This is a genomic window from Streptomyces chartreusis NRRL 3882, from assembly GCF_900236475.1.
Classification (GTDB): domain Bacteria; phylum Actinomycetota; class Actinomycetes; order Streptomycetales; family Streptomycetaceae; genus Streptomyces; species Streptomyces chartreusis_D.
Window position 1 is genome coordinate 3517674 of the sequence record NZ_LT963352.1, and the last position, 24392, is coordinate 3542065.

Consider the following 24392-nt stretch of genomic DNA (forward strand, 5'->3'; position numbering starts at 1 on the left):
AGGGCACCCACCCGCCGACGGCGCCCCGGGCGACCGGCACGCAAGCCGGCGCCACCGCCGGAGGCCTACGCTCCGGCCGGCTGGCGCACGTTCGCCCGGACCCAGTCCACGATCGACGCCGTCGTCGCGCCGGGCGTGAAGATCTCCGCGACGCCCTTCTCCTTCAGCAGGGGGATGTCCGCCTCGGGGATGATCCCGCCGCCGAAGACCAGGATGTCCTCCGCCTCCCGCTCCTTGAGCAGGTCGATCACCGCCGCGAAGAGCGTGTTGTGCGCGCCGGAGAGGATGGACAGCCCGATCGCGTCGGCGTCCTCCTGGAGTGCCGTGTCGACGATCTGCTCGGGCGTCTGGTGGAGCCCCGTGTAGATGACCTCCATACCGGCGTCGCGCAGGGCCCTCGCGATCACCTTGGCTCCGCGATCGTGGCCGTCGAGCCCCGGCTTGGCCACCACCACGCGGATCGGACCGGCTGCCACACCCATCACTGCCTCCATGAAGCGACTACATCCATCCGTACCGACAAGTACCGCACACATCGCTCACGCCGTACACGCCGCACCGCACGGACACCTCGCCCCGTTTCGTCCGGGCAAGTGAACGAACGTTATCTCCAGGATCCCGCAACCGGCAGTTTCGCGTTGCGGACCGAGGGGGAAATCACACGATGGGACAAGCGCAAGGGGAGCCGCGGCGAGGTCGCCGTACCGCCGCCCCACCCACCACGCACGGCGGCGGTACGGCACTTCGGCGAAGGCACGCGGGACACGCAGGGCACGCACAGCACGCAGGGCAGACACGGCGCAACAGCGGGGAGCCTCGTCGCCGCACCGGCAGGAGACCTCGTCGTACCACCGGCGTCACACGCGCCACATGCCGCGCTCAGTCCCCGCGGCTCACGCCGCTCACGCAGTCATCGGCCGTCTTCGCCGCTGCTTTCCACGAGGGCACCCGGGGGGCGGCTGTCCTCCCGCGTGCCGACAGGAGGTCGGCCATGAAGGTCACCAGGGCTGCTCTGCCCTTTCTTCCGTTCTGCCAGCGCCTGCTGCCGAGCCGGCTGGCGGGACTCTCCCTGGCTCTCCTGAAGGCCACCGCCCTGGAGATCGCGATCCTGGCCGGGCATCTCCTCCTCTACCCCTCCGGCATCACCCAGGAGCGCCGGGCCCCCGCCCCTGCACTGCCCACGGGCGGCGCCGCCCAACTCCCCACGGAGGCCAAACCCCCGGTCGTCCTGCTGCACGGCTTCATCGACAACCGCTCGGTCTTCGTCCTGCTGCGCCGCAGCCTCGCCCAGCACGGCAGGCAGCAGATCGAGTCCCTCAACTACTCGCCGCTGACCTGCGACATACGCGCCGCGGCCGAGCTGCTCGGCCGCCACATAGAGGAGGTCTGCGAGCGCACCGGAGCCCCGCAGGTCGATGTCGTCGGGCACAGTCTCGGCGGCCTGATAGCGCGTTACTACGTGCAGCGACTCGGCGGCGACACGCGCGTGCGGACCCTCGTGACACTCGGCACGCCGCACTCGGGCACCCGAGTGGTGCCCCTGGCCGACGCGCACCCCATCGTGCGCCAGATGCGCCCCGGCTCACCGGTGCTCGAGGAGCTCACTCGGCCGGCCCCGGGCTGCCGTACGCACTTCGTCAGCTTCTGGAGCGACCTGGACCACGTGATGGACCCGCTGGAGACGGCCTGCATCGACCATCCGGATCTGACGGTGCAGAACGTGCGGGTGGCCGGCATCGGTCATCTCGCCCTGCCCGTGCACCCCGCCGTCGCCAACGGAATACGGCAGGTGCTCGACACGGCCCGCGCGGGTGAACCGTCGGCCGGCCGGACCGATGGCCTGACGGTGGCCTGAGACTCGTCATACAGCCGCCACACAGCGTCGAAGCACCGATCACCCTCGAACAAACCTCGAACACAGGGCCAAGCCCGTGCCCGCAGTCCGCCAAAACACGGCCGAATGCCCGTTTCCTGCGCGCGCGAAACCTGCCGAAGATTGTCGTGCCCGCGTACCGCCGGGTACAGTCGCCGCACTGCTCTGGCAGCCCCTGTTGTCGAGGCGAAAGAGAAGTTGGTGAACGACCGTCACCCGTCGGGGACCATGACCCCGGCCCCGGCTTCCGACGCCGACTCGGCGCACTACGCGTCGTACGGCACCCAGGAAGCCCAGTACGGCGACTTCACCACGTACGGCGACTACGCCGCCACCGGATTTGATTCCACCGGTACCGACGGCACCGGTTTCGGCGCCACCGGCCACACCACGGCGACCTTCGCCACCGACCCCCTCTTCGGCGACCTCCCGGGCAGCGGCCACGACACGGGCACGTACGACACCGGCCACTGGCCCACCGGCGCGCACGAGAACCCGCACTACGACGCGTACGCGGCCCAGCACCACGCCGCCTACGACACCGGCGTCTACGACACGACAGCCTGGACGGCCGAGCAGCAGCTACTCTCGGTCATCCCGCCGCAGGCCACCTCCCCGGACAGCACCGGGCAGTGGGACGCCGGCGCCTGGCTCCACCCCGACCAGTCCGGCAATCCGGCCGACCAGACCCAGCAGTGGGAATGGGGCACGCAGGCCTTCGACACCGGTGCCTACGACGCCACGCAGTGGAACACCGACGGCGTCGCGCAGGCCCCCGACGAGTACGAGCAGCGCGGCGAAACCTTCGAGCAGCACGAGACCGCGTCGTTCGAGCAGGTCGCCTACGACGAAGCCACCGGGGCCGCCTACCACGACCCGGCCGCGGACGGCGGCGAGCCGGCCGCCACCGGCGAACTGCCCGCCGTCGCCCCGCTCCTGGACGGCCAGGAAGAGGTCAACCCGCGTGCCGGCTCACGGGCGGCCTCACGCGCCGGGTCCCGTTCCCGCCGCCGTACGCCGCCCAAGCGCTCGGCACTGCTGACGATCGCGGTGCCCTCGGCGTGTGTGATGGGCGTCGCGGGGATCGCCGCCGCCTCCGTCGGCAGCTTCACCGACGACGGCGCCGCGGAGGCGCAGACGACCGCGGCGGACGCACAGCCGGTGAAACCGGCCGCCGCCAACAACAAGCTGGACACACAGCTGCAGAGCCTCGCCGCCGGCGCCGACGACTTCGCCGACCGCGCCAGCCGTACGCAGGAGCGCATCGACCTCAAGGCCCAGCAGGCGGCCGAGCGCAAGCGCGCGGCGGAGGAGGCGGCCCGCAAGGAGCGGCTGCGCCCGAAGTTCGCCCTGCCGGTCGCCCGGCACGGACTCAGCGCCTACTACGGGCAGTCCGGCATCAACTGGATGTCCCTGCACACCGGCATCGACTTCCCCGTCTCGTACGGCACGACCGTGATGGCCGCGACCGACGGCACCGTCCGCACGCAGTGGAACAGCGCGTACGGCAACATGATGATCGTGACCGCGAAGGACGGCACGGAGACGTGGTACTGCCACCTCTCCACCTACACGGTGCCCTCCGGTACGACCGTCAAGGCCGGCGATCCGATCGCGCGCTCCGGCAACTCCGGCAACTCGACCGGCCCTCATCTGCACTTCGAGGTCCGCCCGGCCGGCGGCTCGGCGATCGACCCGCTCCCGTGGCTGCGCAGCCACGGCATCGACCCGACGTAACGTCCCGGCAGCCCCCACCGGACATCCGGCAGGGGCTGACCCCGCTGGGCTACAGCTTCTCCACCGGCGCGTACCGCAGCAGCAGCCGCTTCGGCTTGGTGTCCCCGAAGTCGATGGTCGCCTCGGCGTTCCCGCCGGTGCCCTTCACCGCGACGACGGTCCCGAGCCCGAACTGGTCGTGTGTGACCCGGTCCCCGACCGCCAGCGACACGACCGGCTTCTCGGAGGTCCGGCGCGTGGCGAAACCGGACGCGCCCGACGCCGACGAACGCGAGCGGGACGACGACAGCGAGGCCGCCACCCCGGAGACGGGGCCGGAGGACGCGGGCGCGGTGGCTCCCGTCCGCTTCCACTCCACGTAGGCCGGCGGGATCTCCTCCAGGAAGCGGGAGGGCGGGTTGTACGAGGGCTGGCCCCAGGCGCTGCGCAGGGTGGACCGCGTCAGATACAGCCGCTCCCGCGCACGCGTGATGCCGACGTACGCCAGGCGCCGCTCCTCCTCCAGCTCCTTCGTCTGGCCGAGGGCGCGCATGTGCGGGAAGACGCCGTCCTCCATGCCGGTCAGGAAGACGACCGGGAACTCCAGGCCCTTGGCGGTGTGCAGGGTCATCAGCGTGATGACGCCGTCGCCGTCCTCCTCGTCGGGGATCTGGTCGGAGTCGGCGACCAGGGCGACCTGTTCGAGGAAGTCGGACAGCGTGCCCCGCTCCTCTTCGCCGCGCTCCTGCTCGAACTCCATGGCGACGGCGGCGAGTTCCTGGAGGTTCTCGATCCGGGTCTCGTCCTGCGGGTCGGTGGAGGCCTGCAACTCGGCGAGGTACCCGGTGCGTTCCAGGACGGCCTCCAGCACCGTGGCCGGTCCGGCGCCGGACTCGACGATCGTGCGGAGATCCTCCATCAGCGTGTTGAACCGCTTGACGGCGTTGGTGGAGCGCGCGGCCATGCCGTACGCCTCGTCGACGCGCTTCAGCGCCTGCGGGAAGCTGATCTTCTCCCGCTGGGCGAGGGCGCCGATCATCGCCTCGGCGCGGTCGCCGATGCCCCGCTTGGGGACGTTGAGGATCCGGCGCAGCGGCACCGAGTCCTCCGGGTTGGCCAGCACGCGCAGGTAGGCCAGGACGTCCCGGACCTCCTTGCGCTCGTAGAAGCGGACACCGCCGACGACCTTGTAGGGCAGGCCGACGCGGATGAAGACCTCTTCGAAGACACGGGACTGGGCGTTGGTGCGGTAGAACACGGCGACGTCGCCGGCCTTCGCCTCGCCGGCGTCCGTGAGCCGGTCTATCTCGTCGGCGACGAACTGCGCCTCGTCGTGCTCGGTGTCGGCGACGTAGCCGGTGATCTGCGCGCCCGTGCCCGCGTTGGTCCAGAGGTTCTTGGGACGCCGGGACTCGTTGCGCTCGATGACCGCGTTGGCCGCGCTGAGGATCGTCTGGGTGGAGCGGTAGTTCTGCTCCAGGAGGATCGTCGTCGCGTCCGGGTAGTCCTCCTCGAACTGGAGGATGTTGCGGATCGTCGCGCCGCGGAAGGCGTAGATCGACTGGTCGGCGTCACCCACGACGCACAGCTCGGCGGGCGGGATCTCGGCCTCGGGCGGCACGTCGACAGGGTGCTCGGAGGTGCCGACCAGCTCGCGGACCAGGGCGTACTGCGCGTGGTTGGTGTCCTGGTACTCGTCCACCAGGACGTGCCGGAAGCGGCGGCGGTAGTGCTCGGCGACGTCGGGGAAGGCGCGCAGCAGGTTGACCGTCGTCATGATCAGGTCGTCGAAGTCGAGGGCGTTCGCCTCGCGCAGCCGTGACTGGTACATCGCGTAGGCCTGGGCGAGGGTCTTCTCGAAGCCGTCGGAGGCCTGGGCTGCGAAGTCCTCCTCGTCGATCAGCTCGTTCTTCAGGTTGCTGATCTTGGCGCTGAAGGACTTGGGCGGGAAGCGCTTGGGGTCGAGGTCCAGGTCGCGGCAGACCAGGGCCATCAGCCGCTTGGAGTCGGCGGCGTCGTAGATCGAGAAGGAGGACGTGAAGCCGAGCTTCTTGCTCTCGCGCCGCAGGATGCGCACACACGCGCTGTGGAAGGTCATCACCCACATCGCGTTCGCCCGCGGGCCGACGAGCTGCTCGACGCGCTCCTTCATCTCGCCCGCGGCCTTGTTGGTGAAGGTGATCGCGAGGATCTGGCCCGGGTGCACGCCCCGCTCGGCGAGCAGGTGGGCGATGCGGTGCGTGAGCACGCGGGTCTTGCCGGAGCCGGCGCCGGCCACGATGAGCAGCGGGGAACCTGAGTGCACGACGGCGGCGCGCTGGTTGTCGTTCAGCCCCTCCAGGAGGGCGGCGGTGTCCACCACCGGGCGCGGGGCGCCGTCGCGGTAGTACGCGTCCCTGTCCGGGGGCACGTCGAACTTCCCGCCGAACAGATCGTCCGGAACCGGCTCCGGCACGTGATCGTCCTCGGGTGGCGGCGGGGGCTCGTCCGCGGGGCCCCGCTGGGCCTGGAGGTCCGCCAGGAAGCTGTCGTCAAAGAGGCTGCTCATCGCTCTCCGAGTCTAGGGCGCCCCACTGACAGCCCGCCGCCGCCCTGAGAACATCGCCCGAACGCCCCCCTCGTCACCGTGCATCCCCGCATGATCACAGCCTGCTATGACCGTCATGATTATGGACGACTCGTGACCAACCCCCCTCGACCGATCACGCTCGGCGACGCTCCGGGACAAGGTCACGAAAATGTATCGGGCATATCACCCATCAACCTTCACAAGGGCCACACGAGTTGGCTACCGTGCGGGCAGGCCGCACGACCCCCACCGGCGAACGTCGCCGGGCCGCGCGGCCTCCGCCGAGTCCGGTGTGCCGCAGCGGCAGCCGGAGCCGGGGACCCAACCGAGAACTCCGGGGTGAATCGGCCCGACTCCCTTCGCGGAGATGGCCGTAGGGCAACCCTTCCGATGTACCCGCCCGAACCCGACAGCTAACCCGGTAGGCGGAGCATGGAAGGAGTCGCCTCCCTTGGCGTCGCACCGCAAGTCGCGTCCCGCTGGTACGCGCGTCGCAGGCATACGGACCCCCGCCCTCGCAACGGCGGCCCTCACCTCCGTGGCCCTGCTGTCCCAGTCGGCCAACGCCGCCCCCGAGGCCGACGACAAGCCGAGTCTCGAGGAAGTCGAGAAGAAGGTCGACGACCTGTACCGCCAGGCCGAGTCGGCGACCGACAAGTACAACTCGGCCAAGGAGAAGACCACCAAGCAGCGCAAGCGCGTCGACACCCTCCTCGACGACGTCGCCAAGCGCACCCAGAAGCTCAACGAGGCACGGGAGGAACTCGGTTCCTTCGCCGCCGCCCAGTACCGCACCGGCGCCTCCGCCCCGGACACGGCGACGTTCCTGCTCGCGGACACCCCGCAGGACTACTTCGACCAGACCCAGCTGATGAACCGGATGACCGGCCGCCAGAAGGTCGCGGTCGACGACTACGTCACGCAGCAGTCCGAGACGATGAAGAAGCGCCAGGAGGCCACCGAGAGCCTCGAGACGCTCACCGAGACGCAGGGCGACCTGAAGACGGCCAAGGCCACCGTCCAGCGGAAGCTCGCCGACGCGCGCGAACTGCTGTCGAAGCTGACCGCCGAGGAGAAGGCGCGGCTCGCGGCGATCGAGAGGGAGAAGCAGCAGGAGGCCGCCCGCAAGGCCGACGAGCTGGCCCGGCAGCAGGCCGCGCAGCAGAAGGCGCAGGAGGAGGCCGCCCAGCAGCAGGACAGCGGTTCCGCGTCGGCGGGCTCCGGCTCGTCCTCCTCGACGGCCCCCGCCGACTCCTCGTACGCCACCAAGGCCGAGAAGGCGCTCGCCTTCGCCCGCGCCCAGATCGGCAAGCCGTACGTCTGGGGCGCCGTCGGCCCCGGCTCCTACGACTGCTCCGGCCTCACCCAGGCCGCCTGGAAGGCCGCGGGCGTCACCCTGCCGCGCACGACCTACGACCAGGTCAACGCCGGCACCACGGTCTCTCTGACCGACGCCCAGCCCGGTGACCTGGTCTTCTTCTACGACGACGTCACCCACGTCGGCATCTACATCGGCAACGGCATGATGATCCACGCCCCGAAGCCCGGCACCTACGTGCGCGAGGAGTCGATCTACTACGACGGCGAGTCGGCCATCCACAGCGTGGTGCGGCCGGCCTGAGGGCGCTCGCGCGTTTTTGAGGCGCCCGCGCGCGTGCCCCGCTCATATCGCGCGCGGCGCCTCCTAGCATCGGGCCCATGCCGGGCCCCTCCCCCTCCACCGACTGGTGGGCGCAGCGTGCGCCGTCCGCCGGCGCTGCCGTGCTGGCGACCGGCACCCTGTCGGTCGGTATCGATCTGGCGGGGTACGCCGTCCTCTCCCGTGTCGCCCTCGGCCTGGCCTGCGCCGCCTGGCTGGTGCTCGCCGCGGACTTCACCCTGCGGCTGCTGCCGGCCGGCACGAGAGGGCGGGCGTACGCGCGGGTGCCGGGCCTCGTGGACACCATGGCGACGGCCGCTCTCATCACCGTGGCGGCGACGGCCGTCCTGGGCGCGGGCTTCTCGGCGGCCGGCTCGCAGGCTACGGCCGCGGCCCTGCTGGTGCTTGCCGTGCTGCTCTGGCCCGTGCCGCTGGCCATCCCCGCGCAGGACGGGGAGCGGCGCAGACCGGGGACGGTGTTCGCGCGCTGCACGGCCACGCAGGGGCTCGCCGTGCTCGGCGCCACGCTCGCCGCTGCCGAGTCGGCGGCCTGGCTCGCCCACGCGGCGCTGGTGCTGTTCTGGCTGGGGCTCGTGCTGTACGTCCTCGCCCTGGCCCGTTTCGACGTGCGGCAGGTGGCCGAGGGGCGCGGCGACCACTGGCTCGCGGGCGGGGCGCTCGCCATCTCGGCGCTGGCCGGGGCACGGCTGATCAGCGCCGACAGCGCGCACCTGTACCTGTGGAACGTCGACGACCGCGGCATCCTGCGCCATGTGACCGTCGTGCTGCTCGTGCTCACACTGGCCTGCTGCGCCGTCCTGCTCGCCGCCGAGCTCCTGCGGCCCCGGCCCCGCACCGACATCCGCCGCTGGGCGACCGTGTTCACCTGGGCCAAGACGGCGGCGGCGGCACTGGCCGTCGCCGCCGCCCTCGACGTCTCCTGGCTCGACGGCCTGGGAGAGGTACTGCTGTGGGTCGCGGTGGCCGCGTGGCTCGGGGGTACCGCCTGGACGGCCGCCTCGGCCCGGGCCCGCGTCGTGCCCGGCCGGGTCAGGTCCAGAGCACGGCGATGAAGACGTTCGCGGTGGTCAGCGCCCCGACCAGGCCGAACAGGCCCTTGTCCACCTTCTCGTCGTCCCGTTTCACGTAGACGAGGCCGAGGATCACGATCAGCAGGGCCAGTTTGACGCCGATCTTGATGTTGTTCACGGACTGGTCGTCGGCCTGGTTGAGGCCGACCAGGATCACACCGGTGACCAGCATCGTCAGCGCGCCGTGCAGCATCGCGGGGGTGTAGCGGGCGGTGCCCTCGCCCATCGCCTTCATCTGGGTGAGGAAACCGCCCAGCAGGGATGCGATGCCGATGATGTGGAGGCCGACGAAGAGGTGGATGAGTACGTCCATGAGGCCGGAGCCTAATCAGGGGCTCCACAGCCGCCCGACACCGGCCCTTCGGATGCACATATGCGCCCATAGCACCCGCCCGCCGCCTCGCGCCCATGATTCGGCGCATCGGTCATCACGCTGAGTTAATTCGACGGCGGCGAGATGGGATCACGGTCGCATACGGTCACCACCGGTCCTCTCGGGACACTTCCGCGCACCCGCCACCGGGCCGCCGCGGCGAGGTTTAGCGTCCTCCACCAGGTGCCCGGCTCCCCACCGCCGCCCGGGCCAGGGGCGGCAGTCGGACACCACCGCCGAAAAGGTCCGGCGGCGGTCCGCTTCCCCTGTGCGGGCCGCCGCCGGACGCGCAGGCCGCCCGTCCGCTCCCCCTGGCGGCCGTACGCACCCGTCGGCGGTCGCAGGAAAGGACGTGGCCCCCCAGGTGGCAGCGCACCGCAAGCCCCGCCAGCGCTCCGCGAGCGGCAACAAGGCCCGTACGGCCGCCACGATCGCCCTCGCGGGCGCGGCGACCGCGACGGGCCTCGACGGCACCGGACACGCCGAACCCGAGCTCACCCCCGGCCAGGTCAAGGCCAAGGTGGACGAGCTGTACCAGGAGGCGGAGGTCGCCACCGAGAAGTACAACGGCGCGAAGGAGAAGGCCGAGGCGGCCGGAAAGCGGCTGAAAAACCTCCAGGACCAGGCGGCACGCAAGGAGGAACGGCTCAACTCCGCCCGTGAGGCACTGGGTTCGGTCGCCGCCGCCCAGTACCGCGGGGGCGGCCTGGACCCCGCGCTCCAGCTCGTCCTGTCCGACGACCCCGACCGGTACCTCGACAACGCCGAGTTCGTCGAGCGGGCCGGCAACCGGCAGCGGGCCGATGTCTCGCGCGTACGCCGGCAGCTCCGGGAGATCGAGCAGCTGCGCGGGGCCGCCCACATCGAGCTGACCTCCCTGAGATCGCGGCAGACGGAGCTGAGACGGCACAAGAAGACGATCACCGGCAAGCTGGGCACCGCGCGTCAGCTGCTGTCCCGGCTGACCGCGCAGGAACGTGCCCTCATCGGCGACACGAGGGGCACGGACCGTGCCTCACGCTCCTCCACGGGTGCGCGTGACAGCCTGACCGCCCCCGGAGCCGGCAGCAGCGCGCAGGCGCCCAACTCCCGCGCGGCCGCCGCCGTGTCCTACGCCTACCAGAAGCTCGGCAGCCCCTACGTCTGGGGCGCGACCGGCCCGAACGCCTTCGACTGCTCGGGCCTCATCCAGGCCGCGTACCGCTCCGCGGGCGTCTCCCTGCCCCGCACGACGTACTCCCAGATCGACGCGGGCCGCCGCGTCGCCCGCTCCGAACTGCTCCCCGGGGACCTGGTGTTCTTCTACGCCGGCATCAGTCACGTCGGCATCTATGTCGGCAACGGCCGGATGATCCACGCCCCGAACCCCTCCGCCCCGGTCCGGGTCGCCCCGCTCGACGAGATGCCGTTCACGGGCGCCACCCGGGTGGTCTGACCGGGGCGGTGCCGGGTCAGACCAACCGGCGAGCCGTCGCCCAGCGCGTCAGCTCGTGCCGGTTGGAGAGCTGGAGCTTGCGGAGGACCGCCGAGACATGCGACTCGACCGTCTTCACGGAGATGAACAGCTGCTTGGCGATCTCCTTGTACGCGTATCCCCGGGCGATGAGCCGCAGCACCTCGCGCTCGCGCTGGGTAAGACGGTCCAGGTCCTCGTCGACCGGCGGCGCGTCCGTGGAGGCGAAGGCGTCGAGGACGAACCCGGCCAGCCGCGGGGAGAAGACCGCGTCGCCCTCCTGGACACGGAAGATGGAGTCCACGAGGTCCGTGCCGGTGATCGTCTTGGTGACGTACCCGCGGGCACCGCCGCGGATCACGCCGATCACGTCCTCAGCGGCGTCCGACACGGAGAGCGCGAGGAAACGGACGGGCTGCTCGGCGTCGCCCATCAACGCGGCGCAGCGGCGGAGCACTTCGACACCGCCGCCACCGGGCAGGTGCACGTCGAGGAGGACCACCTCGGGCCGGGTCGCGGTGATGACCGTGACCGCCTGGTCGACGTCCGCGGCCTCGCCGACGACCTCGACACCGGTCTGCTCGGTCTGCCCGATCTCGGCCTGGACCCCCGTACGGAACATGCGGTGGTCGTCGACGAGGACCACGCGCACACGGCGACCGCCGGTACCGCCGTCCGACTCCGCGGGCCCGGCCGCCTCCGCCGATCCCGCCGTACCGTTCGCCTCGGTCGGGTCGCTCATGACGTCTTCTCCGCCCTCTCCATCTCCAGCTCGACCTCCGTGCCGCCGTCCGGCACCGCGCGCAGCCGCGCCGTACCGCCGTTGCGCTCCATGCGGCCGATGATCGATTCTCTGACACCCATCCGGTCGGCGGGTATCGAGTCGAGGTCGAAGCCGGGGCCGCGGTCCCGGACGGACACGAAGACCGTCTTCCCCTCGACCTCGGCGAAGACCTGTACGGCTCCGCCCTCGCCACCGTACTTGGCGGCGTTCACCATTGCTTCGCGCGCGGCCTGCATCTGTGCGCCGATTCTCTCGTCGAGCGGGCAGTCGCCGACGACCACGACCTCGATGGGCACGCCGTGCTTGTCCTCCACCTCGGCCGCGTTGCGCCGCACGGCGTCGGCGAGGGTGGTGGGTTCGTCGGCCTCGTCCTTGCCGGTGCCCTCGGGCTTGTACAGCCAGGTGCGCAGGTCACGCTCCTGGGCCCGGGCGAGGCGGCGCACCTCGTTCGCGTTCTCCGCGTTGCGCTGGATCAGGGTGAGGGTGTGCAGCACCGAGTCGTGCACATGCGCGGCGACCTCCGCGCGCTCCTGGGCACGGATGCGCATCAGGCGCTCCTCGGAGAGGTCCTGCGTCATGCGCACGAGATACGGCCCGGCCAGAAGCGTTATCCCGACGAGGACCGCGAGTGCCGCCTGAAGGACGGAGCCGAGGTGGGCGGCGGAGCCCTGCATGACGAAGATGCCGGAGACGCCGGCCGTCACCAGCAGCACACCGCCCACCGAGCGCAGCAGCGTGACCGTGCGCCGGCGGCGGCCGACCTCGGCCCAGCGGGCCCGGCGGGCGTTGTCCGCCTGCCGCCAGACCAGGGCGACGCCCGCGCCGACGAGCACCGCCGGCCAGAGATACGCCCTGGCCCCGCCGCTGAGGTTCACATTGCCCACGAACACCAGGGCCACGACGACCATGAGGAGCAGGGCCACTATCTGGCCCTTGTCGGGCCTGCGGGCGACGAGTCTGCGGCGGCCGTCGGGCGAGGTCTCCGAGGCGACGAGCGACGGCGGCTTCTGCGCCTCGACTCCGCCGACGCCGAGCGGGACGAAGAACCAGAACGCGGCGTACAGCAGCGCACCGAGGCCGTCGGCCATGAACAGGCCGACGAAGACGAGCCGCACCCAGATCACGGGCAGCCCGAGATGCCCGGCGAGCCCCCGCGCCACCCCGCCCAGCCAGCGTCCGTCACTGCTGCGGTAGAGCTTGCGCGGCGGCCGCGGTCCGGCGACTGGCGCTGCTGCGGCTTCCGACATGCCATTGATGGTCACACGCCCGGACGGCCGGAGCATCAGGGTCGACCCCGGAGACTCCCCTGATCTCCGAACCCCGGCCTTCGAACGCTTCCCGCGCCGTCCCTCAGGGCCGATATCAGGGTCGGGCCAGGGTCATTCAGGCTGCCGCCGCGCCGCCGCGCCCGTCACCATGGACCCATGACCGATCACGAGCACGCCGCGACGGGTCCGGGACCCGGCTCCGGCCCGCGCCCCGCACCGGGCGCCGGGCCGCCGGATGCCGCGCCCCCGCCCGCGCCCGGGCACGCGGACGCGGGAGAACAGGGAGGAGGCACGCCCGGCGTGGCCGACCCGGCCGGGGAAGCCACCCCGCCCGGACCGCCGCACAGGTTCCGGCGCGACCGCCGCCACAAGGCCCTGGCCGGCGTCTGCGCCGGGCTCGGGCGGCAGTGCGACATGGACCCGGTCATCTTCCGGATCACCCTCGCGGTGCTCTCCGCCACCGGCGGCATCGGCCTCCTCTTCTACGCGTTCGCCTGGCTCGTCGTCCCGTACGACGACGAGGACGAGAACGAGGTGCGCAAGCTGCTGACCGGCCGCGTCGACGGCCAGGCCCTGACGGCGGTGCTGTTCGCGCTGGTCGGCTGCGGAGTGTTCCTGACCATGCTGAACAACGGCGGGGTGCTGACCTTCGCCGTCGTCCTCTCCCTCCTCCTCGCGGGCTCCGGTTACTGGTCACGCCAGCGCGGCGCCCCCAGCCCCGACCCGCTGGCCGCCCAGGCGGCCGCCGACGCCCCGCCGGAACCGCAGGCGCCGCCCGTGCCCGCCGCCTTCCCCTCCTGGTGGCGCGACCCCATCGTCAAGGACGGCACCCACATCGGCGGCACGGGTTACCTCTGGGGTCCGCGCGACTCCCGCGACCTGGACGTCGCGGCCGCCATCAACATCAGCCTCGGCGTCCAGCCCCGCGACCGCGAGGACACACCAGCGCCGCACACCCGGCCGCCCAAGCCGCACGGTCCTCGCTGGATCGGCGGCTGGGTCTTCCTGCTGGCGCTGCTCGCGGGCGCCCTGGGGACGAGCCTGACCTGGGACCGGCACCCGCTCGGCACGAGTCTCCAGACCGGCCTGGCCTGCGCGCTCGCCGTTCTGGGCCTGGGCATGGCGGTCAGCGCCTTCCTGGGGCGGACCGGTGCCGGCTCGATCCTCCTGGCGATCATCACGGCCGGCCTGCTCGCCGGTTCGGCGGCGCTGCCCAAGGACATCGGCACGCAGTGGACCCGCACGACCTGGCAGCCCACCGCGGTGGCGGACGTACACCGGAAGTACGACCTGGGCACGGGCGTCGGCACCCTGGACCTGACCCGGGTGGACATAGGCCGGAACCAGACCGTCACGACCCGCGCCGACGTCGGCGTGGGCCGGGTGAAGGTGCTCGTGCCCGAGGACGTGACCGTGCGGTTGAGCGTCGACGTGGGGATCGGAGACCTCCAGCTGCCGGGTGACGACGAGAAAGACGTGGACGTGAAACCGGGACAGCACAAGGAGATGACCCTTTCCCCCGCCCAGGGCGTCAAGAAGTCGGGCACCATCGACCTGGATCTCCAGGTCGGCATGGGACAGGCGGAGGTGGCCCGTGCTGCGTCATGAAGTCCAGCCCGGAAAGCTGGTCGCCGGCACCGTCTTCGCCCTGGCGGGCGTCCTCTACGCCGGTGACGCCGGCGGCGCCTGGGAGACCCCGTGGTTCGTGGCGGTACCGCTCGTCATGGGCGGGCTGTGCCTGGCCGGCGCGGTGGCGATCGTGACGGGCCGGATGCGTCGGCGCCGGGCGTCGGGCCGCACCACCGACGAGCCCGGCCCGGACATGGCCGCCTGACGACCGCCACGCCCGCCGCTCAGCCCAGCCACGCAGCCCACGGGCACTACCGGTAACCCGCCGTCCTCTGCCGTCGCCGGGACCGCAGGGCGGCGTCCACGGAGAGCAGGGGAGCGCCCGCGAGCACGAGGGGGATCCAGGCCATGAGGTAGGCGAGGTCGTTGCCGTAGTAGTACGGGTCGGAGGCCCAGCTCACGGTCAGCCACAGGCTGAGGGAGATCAGCGCCCCGCCGAGTGCGGCCAGCCGGGCGAGGAGGCCGAGCAGGGTGCCGATGCCGACGGCCAACTCGCCGAAGGCGATGGCGTAGCCGAACCCGACAGGGCTCTTCAGAGAGAGGTCGACCAGGGCGGGGATGGCGGAGGAATCGCGGACGGCGCGCATCATGTCGCCGATCGAGCCGGCACCGGCGTCCTTCATGAAGGCGCTGTCGGTCATTTTGTCCAGGCCGGCGTAGATGAAGGTGACGCCGAGGAAGACCCGCAGGGGAAGGAGGGCGTAGCGGACGGCGGTGTCCCGCCAGTCTCCTCCGCTGCCGAAGTGGGGGGTGTGCGTGTCCGTTCTCATACTGTGAGTCATCGCTGCTAGCCGCCTCTCCCGCCGGTGCCGAGACCCCCTCAACGACCATACGTACGACGAACCGACCCCGCTCAACCCTGTGCGGCGGCTTTTGTTACCGGGGCCGTCATTCCGTCACGTCGACCGCGTACCGGTTCGTCTCCACCCCCGCCGCCGTGACCACCTGCACCTCCACCCGCCCCGGCTCCACATCCGCGGGCACCGGCACGGTCAGCAGCGTGTCCGTCGGGTTGTCGAAACCCCCGGGCACCGGCACCAACGGGACGTGCACATGCACCGCACCGACCCGGACGACCATCCGGGCCAGCCGGTCCGCCCCCTGCGCACCCGGCGGCACGAACCCGGCGCCCCGGATCTCGATGTCGTCGCCCGTGCGGATCGGCCCGTCCAGGTCGCCCGCCTCCCGCGACCGCACGACGGACAGGATGACCGGCCGGCCTCCCTCCGCGTACTTGCCGGCCAGGTACGTCGCCGCCGACACCAGGACCACCGCCGCCAGCCCCCACGGCAGATCCGGCAACTGGTCCGGCCGCCGGGCCAGCCGTACGGCTGCGAAGACCAGGGCGACGGCGCTGACCACGACGTACTGGATGTCGGCGAAGGTGCCCCGGCCCGCGTCGTCGGTCAGCAGGTCGGCGGCCCGCGGCCGGTCGGCGGGTACCTTCTGGAGCCGCTGCCCCCGCACCCGCAGCCCGACCACCCGCCGTACGAGCACGGCGATCCCGCACACCACGGCGAGCACGGTCACGACCCCCGCCCCGCGGGCGAGTTCCAGTCCGGACAGCAGCGCGTCCCGGTCCGCGTGCCGGGAGGCGCCCGCCAGCCGCCCGGCCAGCACGAGCACCGCGTAGGCCACGAAGAGCACCCACGCCCCGGCGACCGTACGGGAGGTGGACAGCCGGTTGTCCTCACCGATGACGGGCGCCAGCGCACCGCCCTTCGCCCGGTGGAACCACGACGCCGCCGTCAGCGCGCCGGCGACCACCAGCGCGGCGGCCAGCCCGGCCGTACGCGCCGAAGTCCAGCCGGCGCCGACCGCGGCGAGGGACTGGCCGAGCAGCAACAGCACGACGGCCGCCCACACCACACCCACCGTGCGGCGCCACAGGCCGGCCAGCCAGGCCTGACTCTCGGCCCGGCCGCGCTCGGCGACGAGTTCCGCGGACTGCGCCAGTTCCTCCGAGACCCACTGGCGGGAAGCCGAGGCGGAGTGGGCCACCGCGGCGGGCAGCCCCAGCCCGGCCGCGAACTCGTCGCGCCTGCGCAGAAACGCGGCGACGGCCCGCCGATGCCCCTCACGTGCCCCGTGCGGACAGTCCCCACAGGCGCACCCCCCTCCGTGCACACCGCTGTGCGCACCACCGTGGCCACCGCCGTCCATACCTCCGGGCACACCGCCACGCCCACCCGCGTACCCGCCGGCATACGCCCCCGCGGCCCCACCGGTGTACCGCCCCGCATACGCACCCCCGTCCGCATACGCACCCCCCTCCGCATACGCACCCGCGTCCGCACCGCCCTGTCCCGCCTCGCGCACCGTCACGCCCGACGCCCGCCTTCCCGCGACCCAACCACCGTCGGTCTTCCGGACCCCGGAAACACCGCTGTACAACTCCCGTGCGACGACAGCGGATTATCCCTTCACCACCTGTCCCGCGTCCGCCCCGTCTGGTCAACACGGGTGAAGTTCGGCGCCCCGTGTTGACCCGGCTGCGAGAATTCCCTTATGGCCGAGATCATCCAGCGTGACGGGACCTGGGCCTTCGACGGCAGCACGGTCCGGATCACGCCCGGTCTGCACCGCTCCGTGCCGCTGTTCCGGCAGACGTACGGAGAGGTCTCCGTGCCGCTGGAGGCGGTCTGGGGTGTCGTCCTCGAACCGGAACGCAGGCGCGGACGGCTCCGGTTGCGGCTGCGGGAGGGCGCCGACCCGCTGCTCCAGGCGACCGGCGGGCGGCTGCCGGACGCGGCCGATCCGTACCGGCTGGCGGTGGACGCCGACCGGACGGGGGTCGCCGAGTACGTCGCCGAGGAGATCCGCCGCGCGCTGCTCCTCGACCAGGTCCCGAGGGGGCCGGCGAAGGCGTATCTGCTGCCCGGGCCGCCGGTTCCGGTCTCGGTGCGCTCGTCCGACGGGACGGTCTCCTTCGACGGGACCCGGGTCCGGATCGACTGGGCCGACACCTCCGAGCGGGTCAAACGCGCCACCGGCCCGCGCATCATCGACCTGCGAGACCTGGTGCAGGTCGAGTGGCTGCCGAACTCCGGCCACGAGGACGGCTTTCTGCGTTTCGTGACCCGCGAGACGGTGCTCTCGAAACTGCCGCCGGAGAAGGATCCGTACGCCCTGGACCTGTGGGGCAGCGCCCGCCGAGACCTGCTGACCGCGCTCGTCGCGACGGCGGTCACCGCCCGGCTGCCGCACCCGTCCACCCGCACCGTGGCGGGGAACCAGGCGGCCGGCGCGCCGGGACCCCGCCCGGCCTCCGCCCTACCGCCCGCGGCCGACCACCACGACGTACTGCTGCGCCGCCTCCGCGAGTGGGGCGAGCTGCACCGGGACGGTGTGCTCACCGACGAGGAGTTCGCCAGGACGAAGGCCGTGGTGCTCCGCGGCTTCTGACGGGCCGGCCGCTCAGCTCAGCAGATCCGGCTCACTCCGGGTGACCTCCTGCCACATCGGCTGGTAGTTGATCCACGCCACCAGGTCGCCCCCCAGCTGCTCCCGTGTCGCCACCGCCATCCGGTGGTCGATGCGGACCGGCCGCCCGGCGGCCTGCGCCGTCAGCTGCACCTGGCAGGACCGTTCCATCGACACGAACCACCAGGCGGCGGCGTCCACCGAGTCGCCGACGGTCAGCAGCCCGTGGTTGCGCAGCACGAGCGCCTTGCGGGAGCCGAGCGTGGCCGCGATGCGCCGTCCCTCCTCGGCGTCGACGGCGACACCGGTGTAGGCGTCGTAGAGGGCGTGGTCCTCATAGAAGGCGCAGCTCTCCTGGGTGATCGGCTCCAGCAGCTCGCCGAGGGACGCGAGCGCCCGGCCGTGCACCGAGTGGCAGTGGGCGACGGCGACGACGTCGGGGCGGGCGGCGTGGACCTGGGCGTGCACCGTGAAGGCGGCCTGGTTGACGTGGTAGCCGCCCTCGACGACCTGGCCGTCCTGGTTGGCGAGCACCAGGTCGCTCACGGTGACGTGCCGGAAGGGCATCCCGAACGGGTTGACCCAGAAGCAGTCGCTGTACTCGGGGTCGCGGGCGGTGATGTGCCCGGACACGCCGTCCTCGTAGCCGAGCCGCCCGAAGATCCGCAGGGCGCCCGCGAGCCGTTCCTTGCGGTGCCGGCGCTCGTCCTCGACCGACTCGTGCATCGGCGGCATCGCGAACCGCAGCCTGTCGGTGGGCAGTGGCAGGGGCGGGGTGGGCCCGTGCATAGGTCCTCCAGCGCTGGTTCTACGTACGGGGCGGAAGCTACCGCTGGTCGGGTCGGAAAGACAGAAGCGTTTGGTGAAGATGAGGCGAGCGCCCCGGCGAACGCCCCGTGAGCGCCGGTGAGCACCTGTGCGCACCCCTTTCGCCCCCGGTCTCCCCGATCCCACGAATAGCCGACAGAGGATGTCGGGTTTCGGCGCCAGACTCTCCGTATGACAGCGAACTGGGCGGCTTTCGTCACCGCCGAACCGGACCTGGCCGGCACCGTCGAGAAGCGCTTCGGCGCGTACACCCACCACGTCCTCGCCACTCTCCGGAAGGACGGCTCGCCCCGCACCAGCGGTCTGGAGGTGCGGTTCCTCAACGGCGAGCTGTGGCTCGGCATGATGCCGGACTCGCTCAAGGCGCTCGACCTGCGCCGCGACCCGCGCTTCGCGCTCCAGGCGAACCCCGGGGAGGGTACGGGCATGGGCGGCGGCGACGTCCGGATCAGCGGGCGGGCGATCGAGGTCGACGACGTGGAGACGAAGGCCGGATACGTGGAAGAGGTGGAGCCGCCGGAGCCGTTCCACCTCTTCCGTACCGAGCTCACCGAGGTCGTGCGGACCTCCATCGAGGACGACAAGTACCTCGTCGTCCAGATCTGGACACCAGGCGAGCCCCTGCGCACGATCAAGCGCACCTAGGGGGTGGGAACTACTCCCACTCGATCGTCCCCGGCGGCTTGGAGGTGACGTCGAGGACAACTCGGTTGACGTCCTTGACCTCGTTGGTGATGCGCGTGGAGATCCGGGCGAGGACGTCGTACGGCAGGCGGGACCAGTCGGCGGTCATCGCGTCCTCGGAGGAGACGGGCCGCAGGACGATCGGGTGGCCGTACGTGCGGCCGTCGCCCTGGACGCCGACGCTGCGGACGTCCGCGAGCAGGACCACCGGGCACTGCCAGATGTCCCGGTCGAGGCCGGCCGCCGTGAGCTCCTCGCGGGCGATGGCGTCGGCCTCGCGCAGCAGGTCCAGGCGCTCCTTGGTGACCTCGCCGACGATCCGGATGCCGAGGCCGGGGCCGGGGAAGGGCTGGCGCTGGACGATCTCGTCCGGCAGGCCGAGCTCCTGGCCGACCATCCGGACCTCGTCCTTGAAGAGCTTGCGCAGCGGCTCGATCAGCTGGAACTCGAGGTCCTCGGGGAGGCCGCCCACGTTGTGGTGGGACTTGATGTTGGCGGTGCCGGTGCCGCCGCCGGACTCGACCACGTCGGGGTAGAGGGTGCCCTGGACGAGGAACTCCACCGCCGGGCCCTCGTCCGCGATGATCTCGGCCTGGGCCTGCTCGAAGACCCGGATGAACTCGCGGCCGATGATCTTCCGCTTCTCCTCGGGGTCGGAGACCCCGGCGAGCGCCTTGAGGAACCGCTCCTCGGCGTCCACGACCTTCAGCTGCACGCCGGTCGCGGCCACGAAGTCCTTCTCGACCTGCTCGGTCTCGCCCTTGCGCATCAGGCCGTGGTCGACGTACACGCAGGTCAGCTGGGAGCCGATGGCCTTCTGGACGAGGGCGGCGGCGACGGCGGAGTCCACGCCGCCGGAGAGTCCGCAGATGGCGCGCTTGTCGCCGACCTGCTCACGGATTGCGGCGACCTGCTCCTCGATCACGCTGCCCGTGGTCCAGGACGGGGTCAGGCCCGCGCCCCGGTACAGGAAGTGCTCCAGCACCTGCTGCCCGTGCGTGGAGTGCATCACCTCGGGGTGGTACTGGACCCCGTACAGCTTCTTCTCGTCGTTCTCGAACGCGGCGACCGGCACCACGTCCGTGGAGGCCGTCACGGAGAAGCCCTCGGGGGCGGCGGAGCAGGCGTCGCCGTGCGACATCCAGACGGCCTGCTCGGCGGGGGTGCCCTCGAAGAGGGTGGAGGACGACTTGGAGACGTGCAGGTCCGTGCGGCCGTACTCGCGGGCTCCGGTGTTGTCGACGGTGCCGCCGAGGGTCCGCGCCATCAGCTGGAAGCCGTAGCACATGCCGAAGACGGGGACGCCGGCCTCGAAGATCTCGCGGTCCAGGCTCGGGGCGCCCTCCTCGTACACCGACGAGGGGCCGCCGGAGAGGATGATCGCCGCGGGGTTCTTGGCGAGCATCTCGGCGACCGGCATGGTGCTCGGCACGATCTCGCTGTAGACCCGCGCCTCGCGGACACGACGGGCGATGAGCTGGGCGTACTGCGCGCCGAAGTCGACGACCAGGACGGTGTCGGCGGCGCTGGCAGCGGGATTCGCTGATGACACAGGGTGCCTTCCGGCGGTGGGGCGGGGGTCTTGTGCCACCCGATTCTACCGGGGTGGAGCGGGACGCCGTCCGGGCGGCGGGGACCGGGGCCGTCTCAGGATGCGAGCCGGGTTGGATACCCCCGGGGAGCGGGGCATACTGGCCCCATGCTCCAGCACCAGACGTTCCTCTTTACCTATGGCATCCGGCCCGCCGGCTGCCATGGTCGTGCTGCTTGAGCAACTGACAAGCGACTTCCCAGGCGCCCCGGGCCGACAAGGTCCGGGGCGCCTGCCGTCGTCCGGGCCTTGCCGCTCCGGGGCACCCCTCGACGACAAGGAGCCCCCATGAACGCCACCGACGTGACCGGCGCCCGCACCCCCGAGGCCGTCGGCGTGATCACCGGCGCGCGTGAGCGCATCGACGCGCTGGACGACCGGATCATCGGCCTGATCCAGGAACGGGCGGCCGTCTCCGCCGTCATCCAGGAGGCCCGGATCTCCTCCGGCGGCCGGCGCGTGAACCTCTCCCGCGAGATGGAGGTCCTCGGCCGCTACCGGGAGGCGCTGGGCAAGCCGGGCACGGCCCTCGCGATGACCCTGCTGGAGCTGTGCCGGGGCAGGATCTGAATCCCCGTTCCCGGGACAGACGTGCGCCCCCTTCTCACCCGTACGGCGCGTGACCGTGCCGCGAGCCGCTTCGTTGGTCCCGGTGTCCGTGCCAGCCAGGCGCGGGCCCGAGAGAACCACGCGTGGCTCGCTGGAGCGATGAGACGTACGGATCGTGCCGTGTGTCGTGGGACCTCGCTCCAGGGAAGTGACCGGACGGCAGGGGACAGCAGCCCGGTCACCCAAGAGAACGGTCGGCCCCGGGGACGCCCGGGGCCGACCGGCGGACCTTGCAAAAATGCACAAGCCTGGGTCAAACGGTTGCGGGCGCCGCGTTCATCCAGCACGATGCGTAGACAGCCCAAGTCCCCCGTGCGGACACCTGCATGGCCCGACCGCCAAAGGTCGAGACCAGCGGCGCAACCCCCCGGCGCCGCTTCCAAGGCACCGGCGCTGCCCTGACGTCGGTGCTGACGAGAAGAAGGGCCCCGCGGCTCCACCCCGCGGGGCCCTTCGCTCTGCCGTCAGGTGCGCGACACCGTGCCGCACGCGTCCTGGTCGTGGTCGATGTCCTTGCTCCGGTCGTACGGATCCGTCGTCGGGCCGCTCGGCTCCGCGCCCGTGGGCTCGCTCGACGGGAACTCCGGGTGCAGATAGCCGTCGTGGACGTCGCAGGAGGAGTTGCCGATCTCCTGGTCGTACTCCATGAGCAGCAGCCGGCCTTCGGTGACCCGGTACCGCGCGGGGTCGGCGAGTTCGACGTCGAGCACCCGGCGCACGATCGTGCGGGTGACCTCGGTGGGACCGTCGGCCCGTACGACGGGGTAGACGAAGGTGTAGTCGGCGTGCACGGCCACGCCCCCCTGCGATCCCTTCTCGAAGGTCATGCGCCCGCGCGTCTTGATCACGTCGCCGACCGGACGCACCTCGTCGGGGTCGAAGCGGCTGAACAGCGTCACCGGGTCGTGCTCCCTGCTCGGGGAGCGCAGTGCGGTGTCGAGGTCGTCGATCACGTCCGGCTGCTTGGGGTCGAGCACGGAGAGCGCGGCCTCGGGGCGGGCACCCCGCACCGACTTCGGGTCGAGGTTGGCGCCCACCAGCAGCTTCTTCGTCAGTTTCAGCGCCTGCTCCACACGGTCCTTCGGGACCGGTCCGACGGCTTTGGCCTCGGGCAGCACGATGCCGGCCTCGCCGTCGGCCCAGCGCAGCGCCGGGGAGCCGGCGAACGGCTCGTCCAGGGTGGGGATTTCGGGGTCCGACGCCCCGGGCGCGGCACTGGGGGCCGCGGTCTCGGCAGGCAGCGGTGAGGCCGCGGCGCGTGACTCGTCCGTACCGAAGGGGTCACCGGGCAGCAGCGACGGTTTCAGCGCCACCAAGGCCACGGCCACGGCGACGGGCACGCCGAGCACGGCCCACAGCTTGCGGCGCCGCGCCACCCGGCCGTTCATCTCCTGCCAGGCCGGACCGGTGCGCCAGCCCGGAGGCACCTCCCCCCGGGCCTCCTGCTGCCGCAGCCGCTCGGTCACCATGCGCGCCCGCGCTGACGGCTCCTTCGGGGCTGAGGCGTGGATGTCCCGCTCGGTGTCGCGGATGAACTGCTCCCAGACGTCGTCGGGGATCTCCGAGGCCGACGGCTGATCGTCGGGCGGCTTTTCAGACACGAAGCCCAGATCTAAGCGGGTGGGAAGCGCGTTCACAAGAAGGTCTTGGATGTGACCCAGCCCACATAAGAATTCTGTGAATGCCAGCACAACCATTCACAGGTTTCACGGATCAAACCTGGCGAACCAAGGGCCACTCCCGCGCCCCACACGCGGAGGCCTCCCCCAACGTTCGTACCGCGCACCGCGGTACGCCCGGACTCTCCGAGGTCTTCATGAAGCTTCGCCGCGCCATGGCAGCAGCGGCCGCCACGGCGGTCATAGCCCCGGTGGCACTGCTCGCGGCACCGGCCGCGTACGCGACCGACGAAACGACGCCCACGCCGAGCGCGTCCGTGAGCGAGTCCGCTCCCGAGACGTCCAGCTCGCCGTCGGCGAGCGAGTCCACGCCCGAGACGACGCCGCCCGCTCCGAGCACGTCCGCGAGCGAGTCCGCTCCCGAGACGTCCAGCTCGCCGAGCGCGTCCGCGAGCGAGTCCTCCCCGGCGCCCACCGCGTCCGAGCCCGAGGAGTCGGAGTCCCCGGACCCCGAGCCCTCGGTGTGCGAGGACACCAAGGTCGACGTCAGCATCTCCGGCCTGCCCGGCAAGATCGCGGCGGGCAGCGGCTGGCACAAGTTCTCGCTGAACGTGCTCAACAACTCCGACTCCACGCTCAACGACCTCGACTTCTTCGCGGGGGCCTCCCCCGACAAGAACGGCGAGGAGCTGTTCACCAGCAAGCAGGTCAAGCTCCAGGCCTGGGACCCCCAGGACAAGACCTGGGTCGACCTCAACGAGGGCGGCTACGCGGTCGGCTACGTCGGTTACACCGACGAGCTGAAGCCCGACTACGAGGTGAACATCCCGCTGCGCCTCAGCGTCAGCAAGTCCGCCCCGGTCGGCGCCGGCTTCTCGCTCGGCGCGACGATCTACGGCGACAACGACGACGAGTGCACCGGCTTCGGCGACGTGTCGTACAAGTTCCAGATCGTCGCGGCCGGCACGGACACCGGTGGCACCAAGCCGACCGAAGGCGGCAAGGCGCCCGTCACCGACGAGAAGCCGAGCGGCAACACGCCGGAGGTCACCGGCAGCCTCGCCGAGACCGGCTCCAGCTCCGCCCTGCCGATGATCAGCCTCGTCGGCGGTGCCGCGGTCGTCGCCGGTGCCGGTGCGATCTTCGTGGTCCGTCGCCGCAAGGCCGGCGTCCAGGCGTAAGCCATAGCGGCCGATGGGCCGTGGCACCAAGCAGAAGAGGGACCTGCGCTCGGAGGGGGGCG

At 71.6% G+C, this 24392-nt stretch carries 21 protein-coding genes and 1 riboswitch; of the genes, 11 read left to right on the forward strand and 10 right to left on the reverse strand.

Features of this window, described 5'->3' with window-relative positions:
- Window positions 1-65: 65 nt before the first annotated feature.
- Window positions 66-482, reverse strand: a complete 417-nt coding sequence (locus SCNRRL3882_RS15610) for a cobalamin B12-binding domain-containing protein (RefSeq protein ID WP_010036435.1) — start codon at window positions 480-482, stop codon at window positions 66-68.
- Between the two features lie 509 nt (window positions 483-991).
- On the opposite strand from SCNRRL3882_RS15610, the gene SCNRRL3882_RS15615 reads away from it, so the two are divergent.
- Both SCNRRL3882_RS15615 and SCNRRL3882_RS15620 read left to right on the forward strand, forming a co-directional pair.
- On the forward strand, window positions 992-1855 hold the full coding sequence (locus SCNRRL3882_RS15615) for a lipase family alpha/beta hydrolase (RefSeq protein WP_010036437.1): 864 nt from the start codon (window positions 992-994) through the stop codon (window positions 1853-1855).
- Window positions 1856-1960: 105 nt separating this feature from the next.
- The gene (locus tag SCNRRL3882_RS15620) at window positions 1961-3610 is read left to right on the forward strand and encodes a M23 family metallopeptidase (protein ID WP_050810196.1); all 1650 of its coding nucleotides are present in this window, start codon (window positions 1961-1963) and stop codon (window positions 3608-3610) included.
- A 49-nt stretch (window positions 3611-3659) separates the two neighbouring features.
- Here the strand turns inward: SCNRRL3882_RS15620 and pcrA are convergent, their stop codons facing one another.
- Window positions 3660-6137, reverse strand: coding sequence for a DNA helicase PcrA (gene pcrA / locus SCNRRL3882_RS15625; protein ID WP_010036442.1), 2478 nt, complete (start codon window positions 6135-6137; stop codon window positions 3660-3662).
- A gap of 290 nt (window positions 6138-6427) precedes the next feature.
- Window positions 6428-6601, forward strand: a riboswitch (cyclic di-AMP (ydaO/yuaA leader).
- Between the two features lie 8 nt (window positions 6602-6609).
- On the opposite strand from pcrA, the gene SCNRRL3882_RS15630 reads away from it, so the two are divergent.
- A complete protein-coding gene (locus SCNRRL3882_RS15630; RefSeq protein ID WP_010036444.1) occupies window positions 6610-7779 on the forward strand; it encodes a C40 family peptidase in 1170 nt (389 codons plus the stop codon).
- A 77-nt stretch (window positions 7780-7856) separates the two neighbouring features.
- The gene (locus SCNRRL3882_RS15635; protein ID WP_010036446.1) at window positions 7857-8870 is read left to right on the forward strand and encodes a membrane protein; all 1014 of its coding nucleotides are present in this window, start codon (window positions 7857-7859) and stop codon (window positions 8868-8870) included.
- On the opposite strand, the gene SCNRRL3882_RS15640 is transcribed toward SCNRRL3882_RS15635, so the two are convergent.
- Window positions 8848-9201 carry a hypothetical protein gene (locus tag SCNRRL3882_RS15640; RefSeq protein ID WP_010036449.1) on the reverse strand — a complete coding sequence of 118 codons (354 nt, stop codon included), beginning with the start codon at window positions 9199-9201 and terminating at the stop codon, window positions 8848-8850. The two genes, SCNRRL3882_RS15635 and SCNRRL3882_RS15640, sit on opposite strands and share 23 nt — an antisense overlap.
- A 424-nt stretch (window positions 9202-9625) precedes the next feature.
- Between SCNRRL3882_RS15640 and SCNRRL3882_RS15645 the strand changes: the two genes are divergently transcribed.
- Entirely contained in the window at window positions 9626-10696 is a 1071-nt protein-coding gene (locus SCNRRL3882_RS15645; protein ID WP_029180942.1) for a C40 family peptidase, read from the forward strand.
- Between the two features lie 16 nt (window positions 10697-10712).
- Here the strand turns inward: SCNRRL3882_RS15645 and SCNRRL3882_RS15650 are convergent, their stop codons facing one another.
- Entirely contained in the window at window positions 10713-11456 is a 744-nt protein-coding gene (locus tag SCNRRL3882_RS15650) for a LuxR C-terminal-related transcriptional regulator (protein ID WP_010036452.1), read from the reverse strand.
- A complete protein-coding gene (locus SCNRRL3882_RS15655) occupies window positions 11453-12745 on the reverse strand; it encodes an ATP-binding protein (protein WP_040902795.1) in 1293 nt (430 codons plus the stop codon). The genes SCNRRL3882_RS15650 and SCNRRL3882_RS15655 overlap by 4 nt, the downstream gene beginning before the upstream one ends.
- Window positions 12746-12922: 177 nt before the next feature.
- On the opposite strand from SCNRRL3882_RS15655, the gene SCNRRL3882_RS15660 reads away from it, so the two are divergent.
- Together SCNRRL3882_RS15660 and SCNRRL3882_RS15665 are read left to right on the forward strand one after the other, a co-directional pair.
- Window positions 12923-14374, forward strand: a complete 1452-nt coding sequence (locus SCNRRL3882_RS15660; protein WP_029180944.1) for a PspC domain-containing protein — start codon at window positions 12923-12925, stop codon at window positions 14372-14374.
- Window positions 14361-14600 (forward strand): hypothetical protein, encoded by a 240-nt coding sequence (locus tag SCNRRL3882_RS15665; RefSeq protein WP_010036460.1) that lies wholly within the window; start codon window positions 14361-14363, stop codon window positions 14598-14600. The genes SCNRRL3882_RS15660 and SCNRRL3882_RS15665 overlap by 14 nt, the downstream gene beginning before the upstream one ends.
- Window positions 14601-14646: 46 nt before the next feature.
- On the opposite strand, the gene SCNRRL3882_RS15670 is transcribed toward SCNRRL3882_RS15665, so the two are convergent.
- Both SCNRRL3882_RS15670 and SCNRRL3882_RS15675 read right to left on the reverse strand, forming a co-directional pair.
- Window positions 14647-15177: a DoxX family membrane protein gene (locus tag SCNRRL3882_RS15670; protein WP_040902780.1), complete on the reverse strand. Its 531-nt coding sequence runs from the start codon at window positions 15175-15177 to the stop codon at window positions 14647-14649.
- 106 nt (window positions 15178-15283) lie between these two features.
- Window positions 15284-16558 carry a hypothetical protein gene (locus SCNRRL3882_RS15675; RefSeq protein WP_029180945.1) on the reverse strand — a complete coding sequence of 425 codons (1275 nt, stop codon included), beginning with the start codon at window positions 16556-16558 and terminating at the stop codon, window positions 15284-15286.
- A 345-nt stretch (window positions 16559-16903) separates the two neighbouring features.
- Here SCNRRL3882_RS15675 and SCNRRL3882_RS15680 point away from each other — a divergent pair, with 345 nt between their 5' ends.
- Window positions 16904-17800 carry a DUF4429 domain-containing protein gene (locus tag SCNRRL3882_RS15680; protein WP_010036466.1) on the forward strand — a complete coding sequence of 299 codons (897 nt, stop codon included), beginning with the start codon at window positions 16904-16906 and terminating at the stop codon, window positions 17798-17800.
- A gap of 12 nt (window positions 17801-17812) precedes the next feature.
- Here the strand turns inward: SCNRRL3882_RS15680 and SCNRRL3882_RS15685 are convergent, their stop codons facing one another.
- Window positions 17813-18607 carry a class II aldolase/adducin family protein gene (locus SCNRRL3882_RS15685; protein WP_010036468.1) on the reverse strand — a complete coding sequence of 265 codons (795 nt, stop codon included), beginning with the start codon at window positions 18605-18607 and terminating at the stop codon, window positions 17813-17815.
- Window positions 18608-18817: 210 nt separating this feature from the next.
- Here SCNRRL3882_RS15685 and SCNRRL3882_RS15690 point away from each other — a divergent pair, with 210 nt between their 5' ends.
- A complete protein-coding gene (locus SCNRRL3882_RS15690) occupies window positions 18818-19291 on the forward strand; it encodes a pyridoxamine 5'-phosphate oxidase family protein (protein WP_010036469.1) in 474 nt (157 codons plus the stop codon).
- Window positions 19292-19301: 10 nt separating this feature from the next.
- Here SCNRRL3882_RS15690 and guaA read toward each other — a convergent pair whose 3' ends face one another.
- Window positions 19302-20882 carry a glutamine-hydrolyzing GMP synthase gene (gene guaA, locus SCNRRL3882_RS15695; protein ID WP_010036470.1) on the reverse strand — a complete coding sequence of 527 codons (1581 nt, stop codon included), beginning with the start codon at window positions 20880-20882 and terminating at the stop codon, window positions 19302-19304.
- A gap of 288 nt (window positions 20883-21170) precedes the next feature.
- Between guaA and SCNRRL3882_RS15700 the strand changes: the two genes are divergently transcribed.
- On the forward strand, window positions 21171-21491 hold the full coding sequence (locus SCNRRL3882_RS15700; protein ID WP_267880835.1) for a chorismate mutase: 321 nt from the start codon (window positions 21171-21173) through the stop codon (window positions 21489-21491).
- Window positions 21492-21994: 503 nt separating this feature from the next.
- On the opposite strand, the gene SCNRRL3882_RS15705 is transcribed toward SCNRRL3882_RS15700, so the two are convergent.
- Entirely contained in the window at window positions 21995-23131 is a 1137-nt protein-coding gene (locus SCNRRL3882_RS15705; RefSeq protein WP_010036472.1) for a hypothetical protein, read from the reverse strand.
- A gap of 215 nt (window positions 23132-23346) precedes the next feature.
- Between SCNRRL3882_RS15705 and SCNRRL3882_RS15715 the strand changes: the two genes are divergently transcribed.
- The gene (locus SCNRRL3882_RS15715) at window positions 23347-24330 is read left to right on the forward strand and encodes an LAETG motif-containing sortase-dependent surface protein (RefSeq protein WP_029180946.1); all 984 of its coding nucleotides are present in this window, start codon (window positions 23347-23349) and stop codon (window positions 24328-24330) included.
- The last annotated feature ends 62 nt before the right edge of the window (window positions 24331-24392 follow it).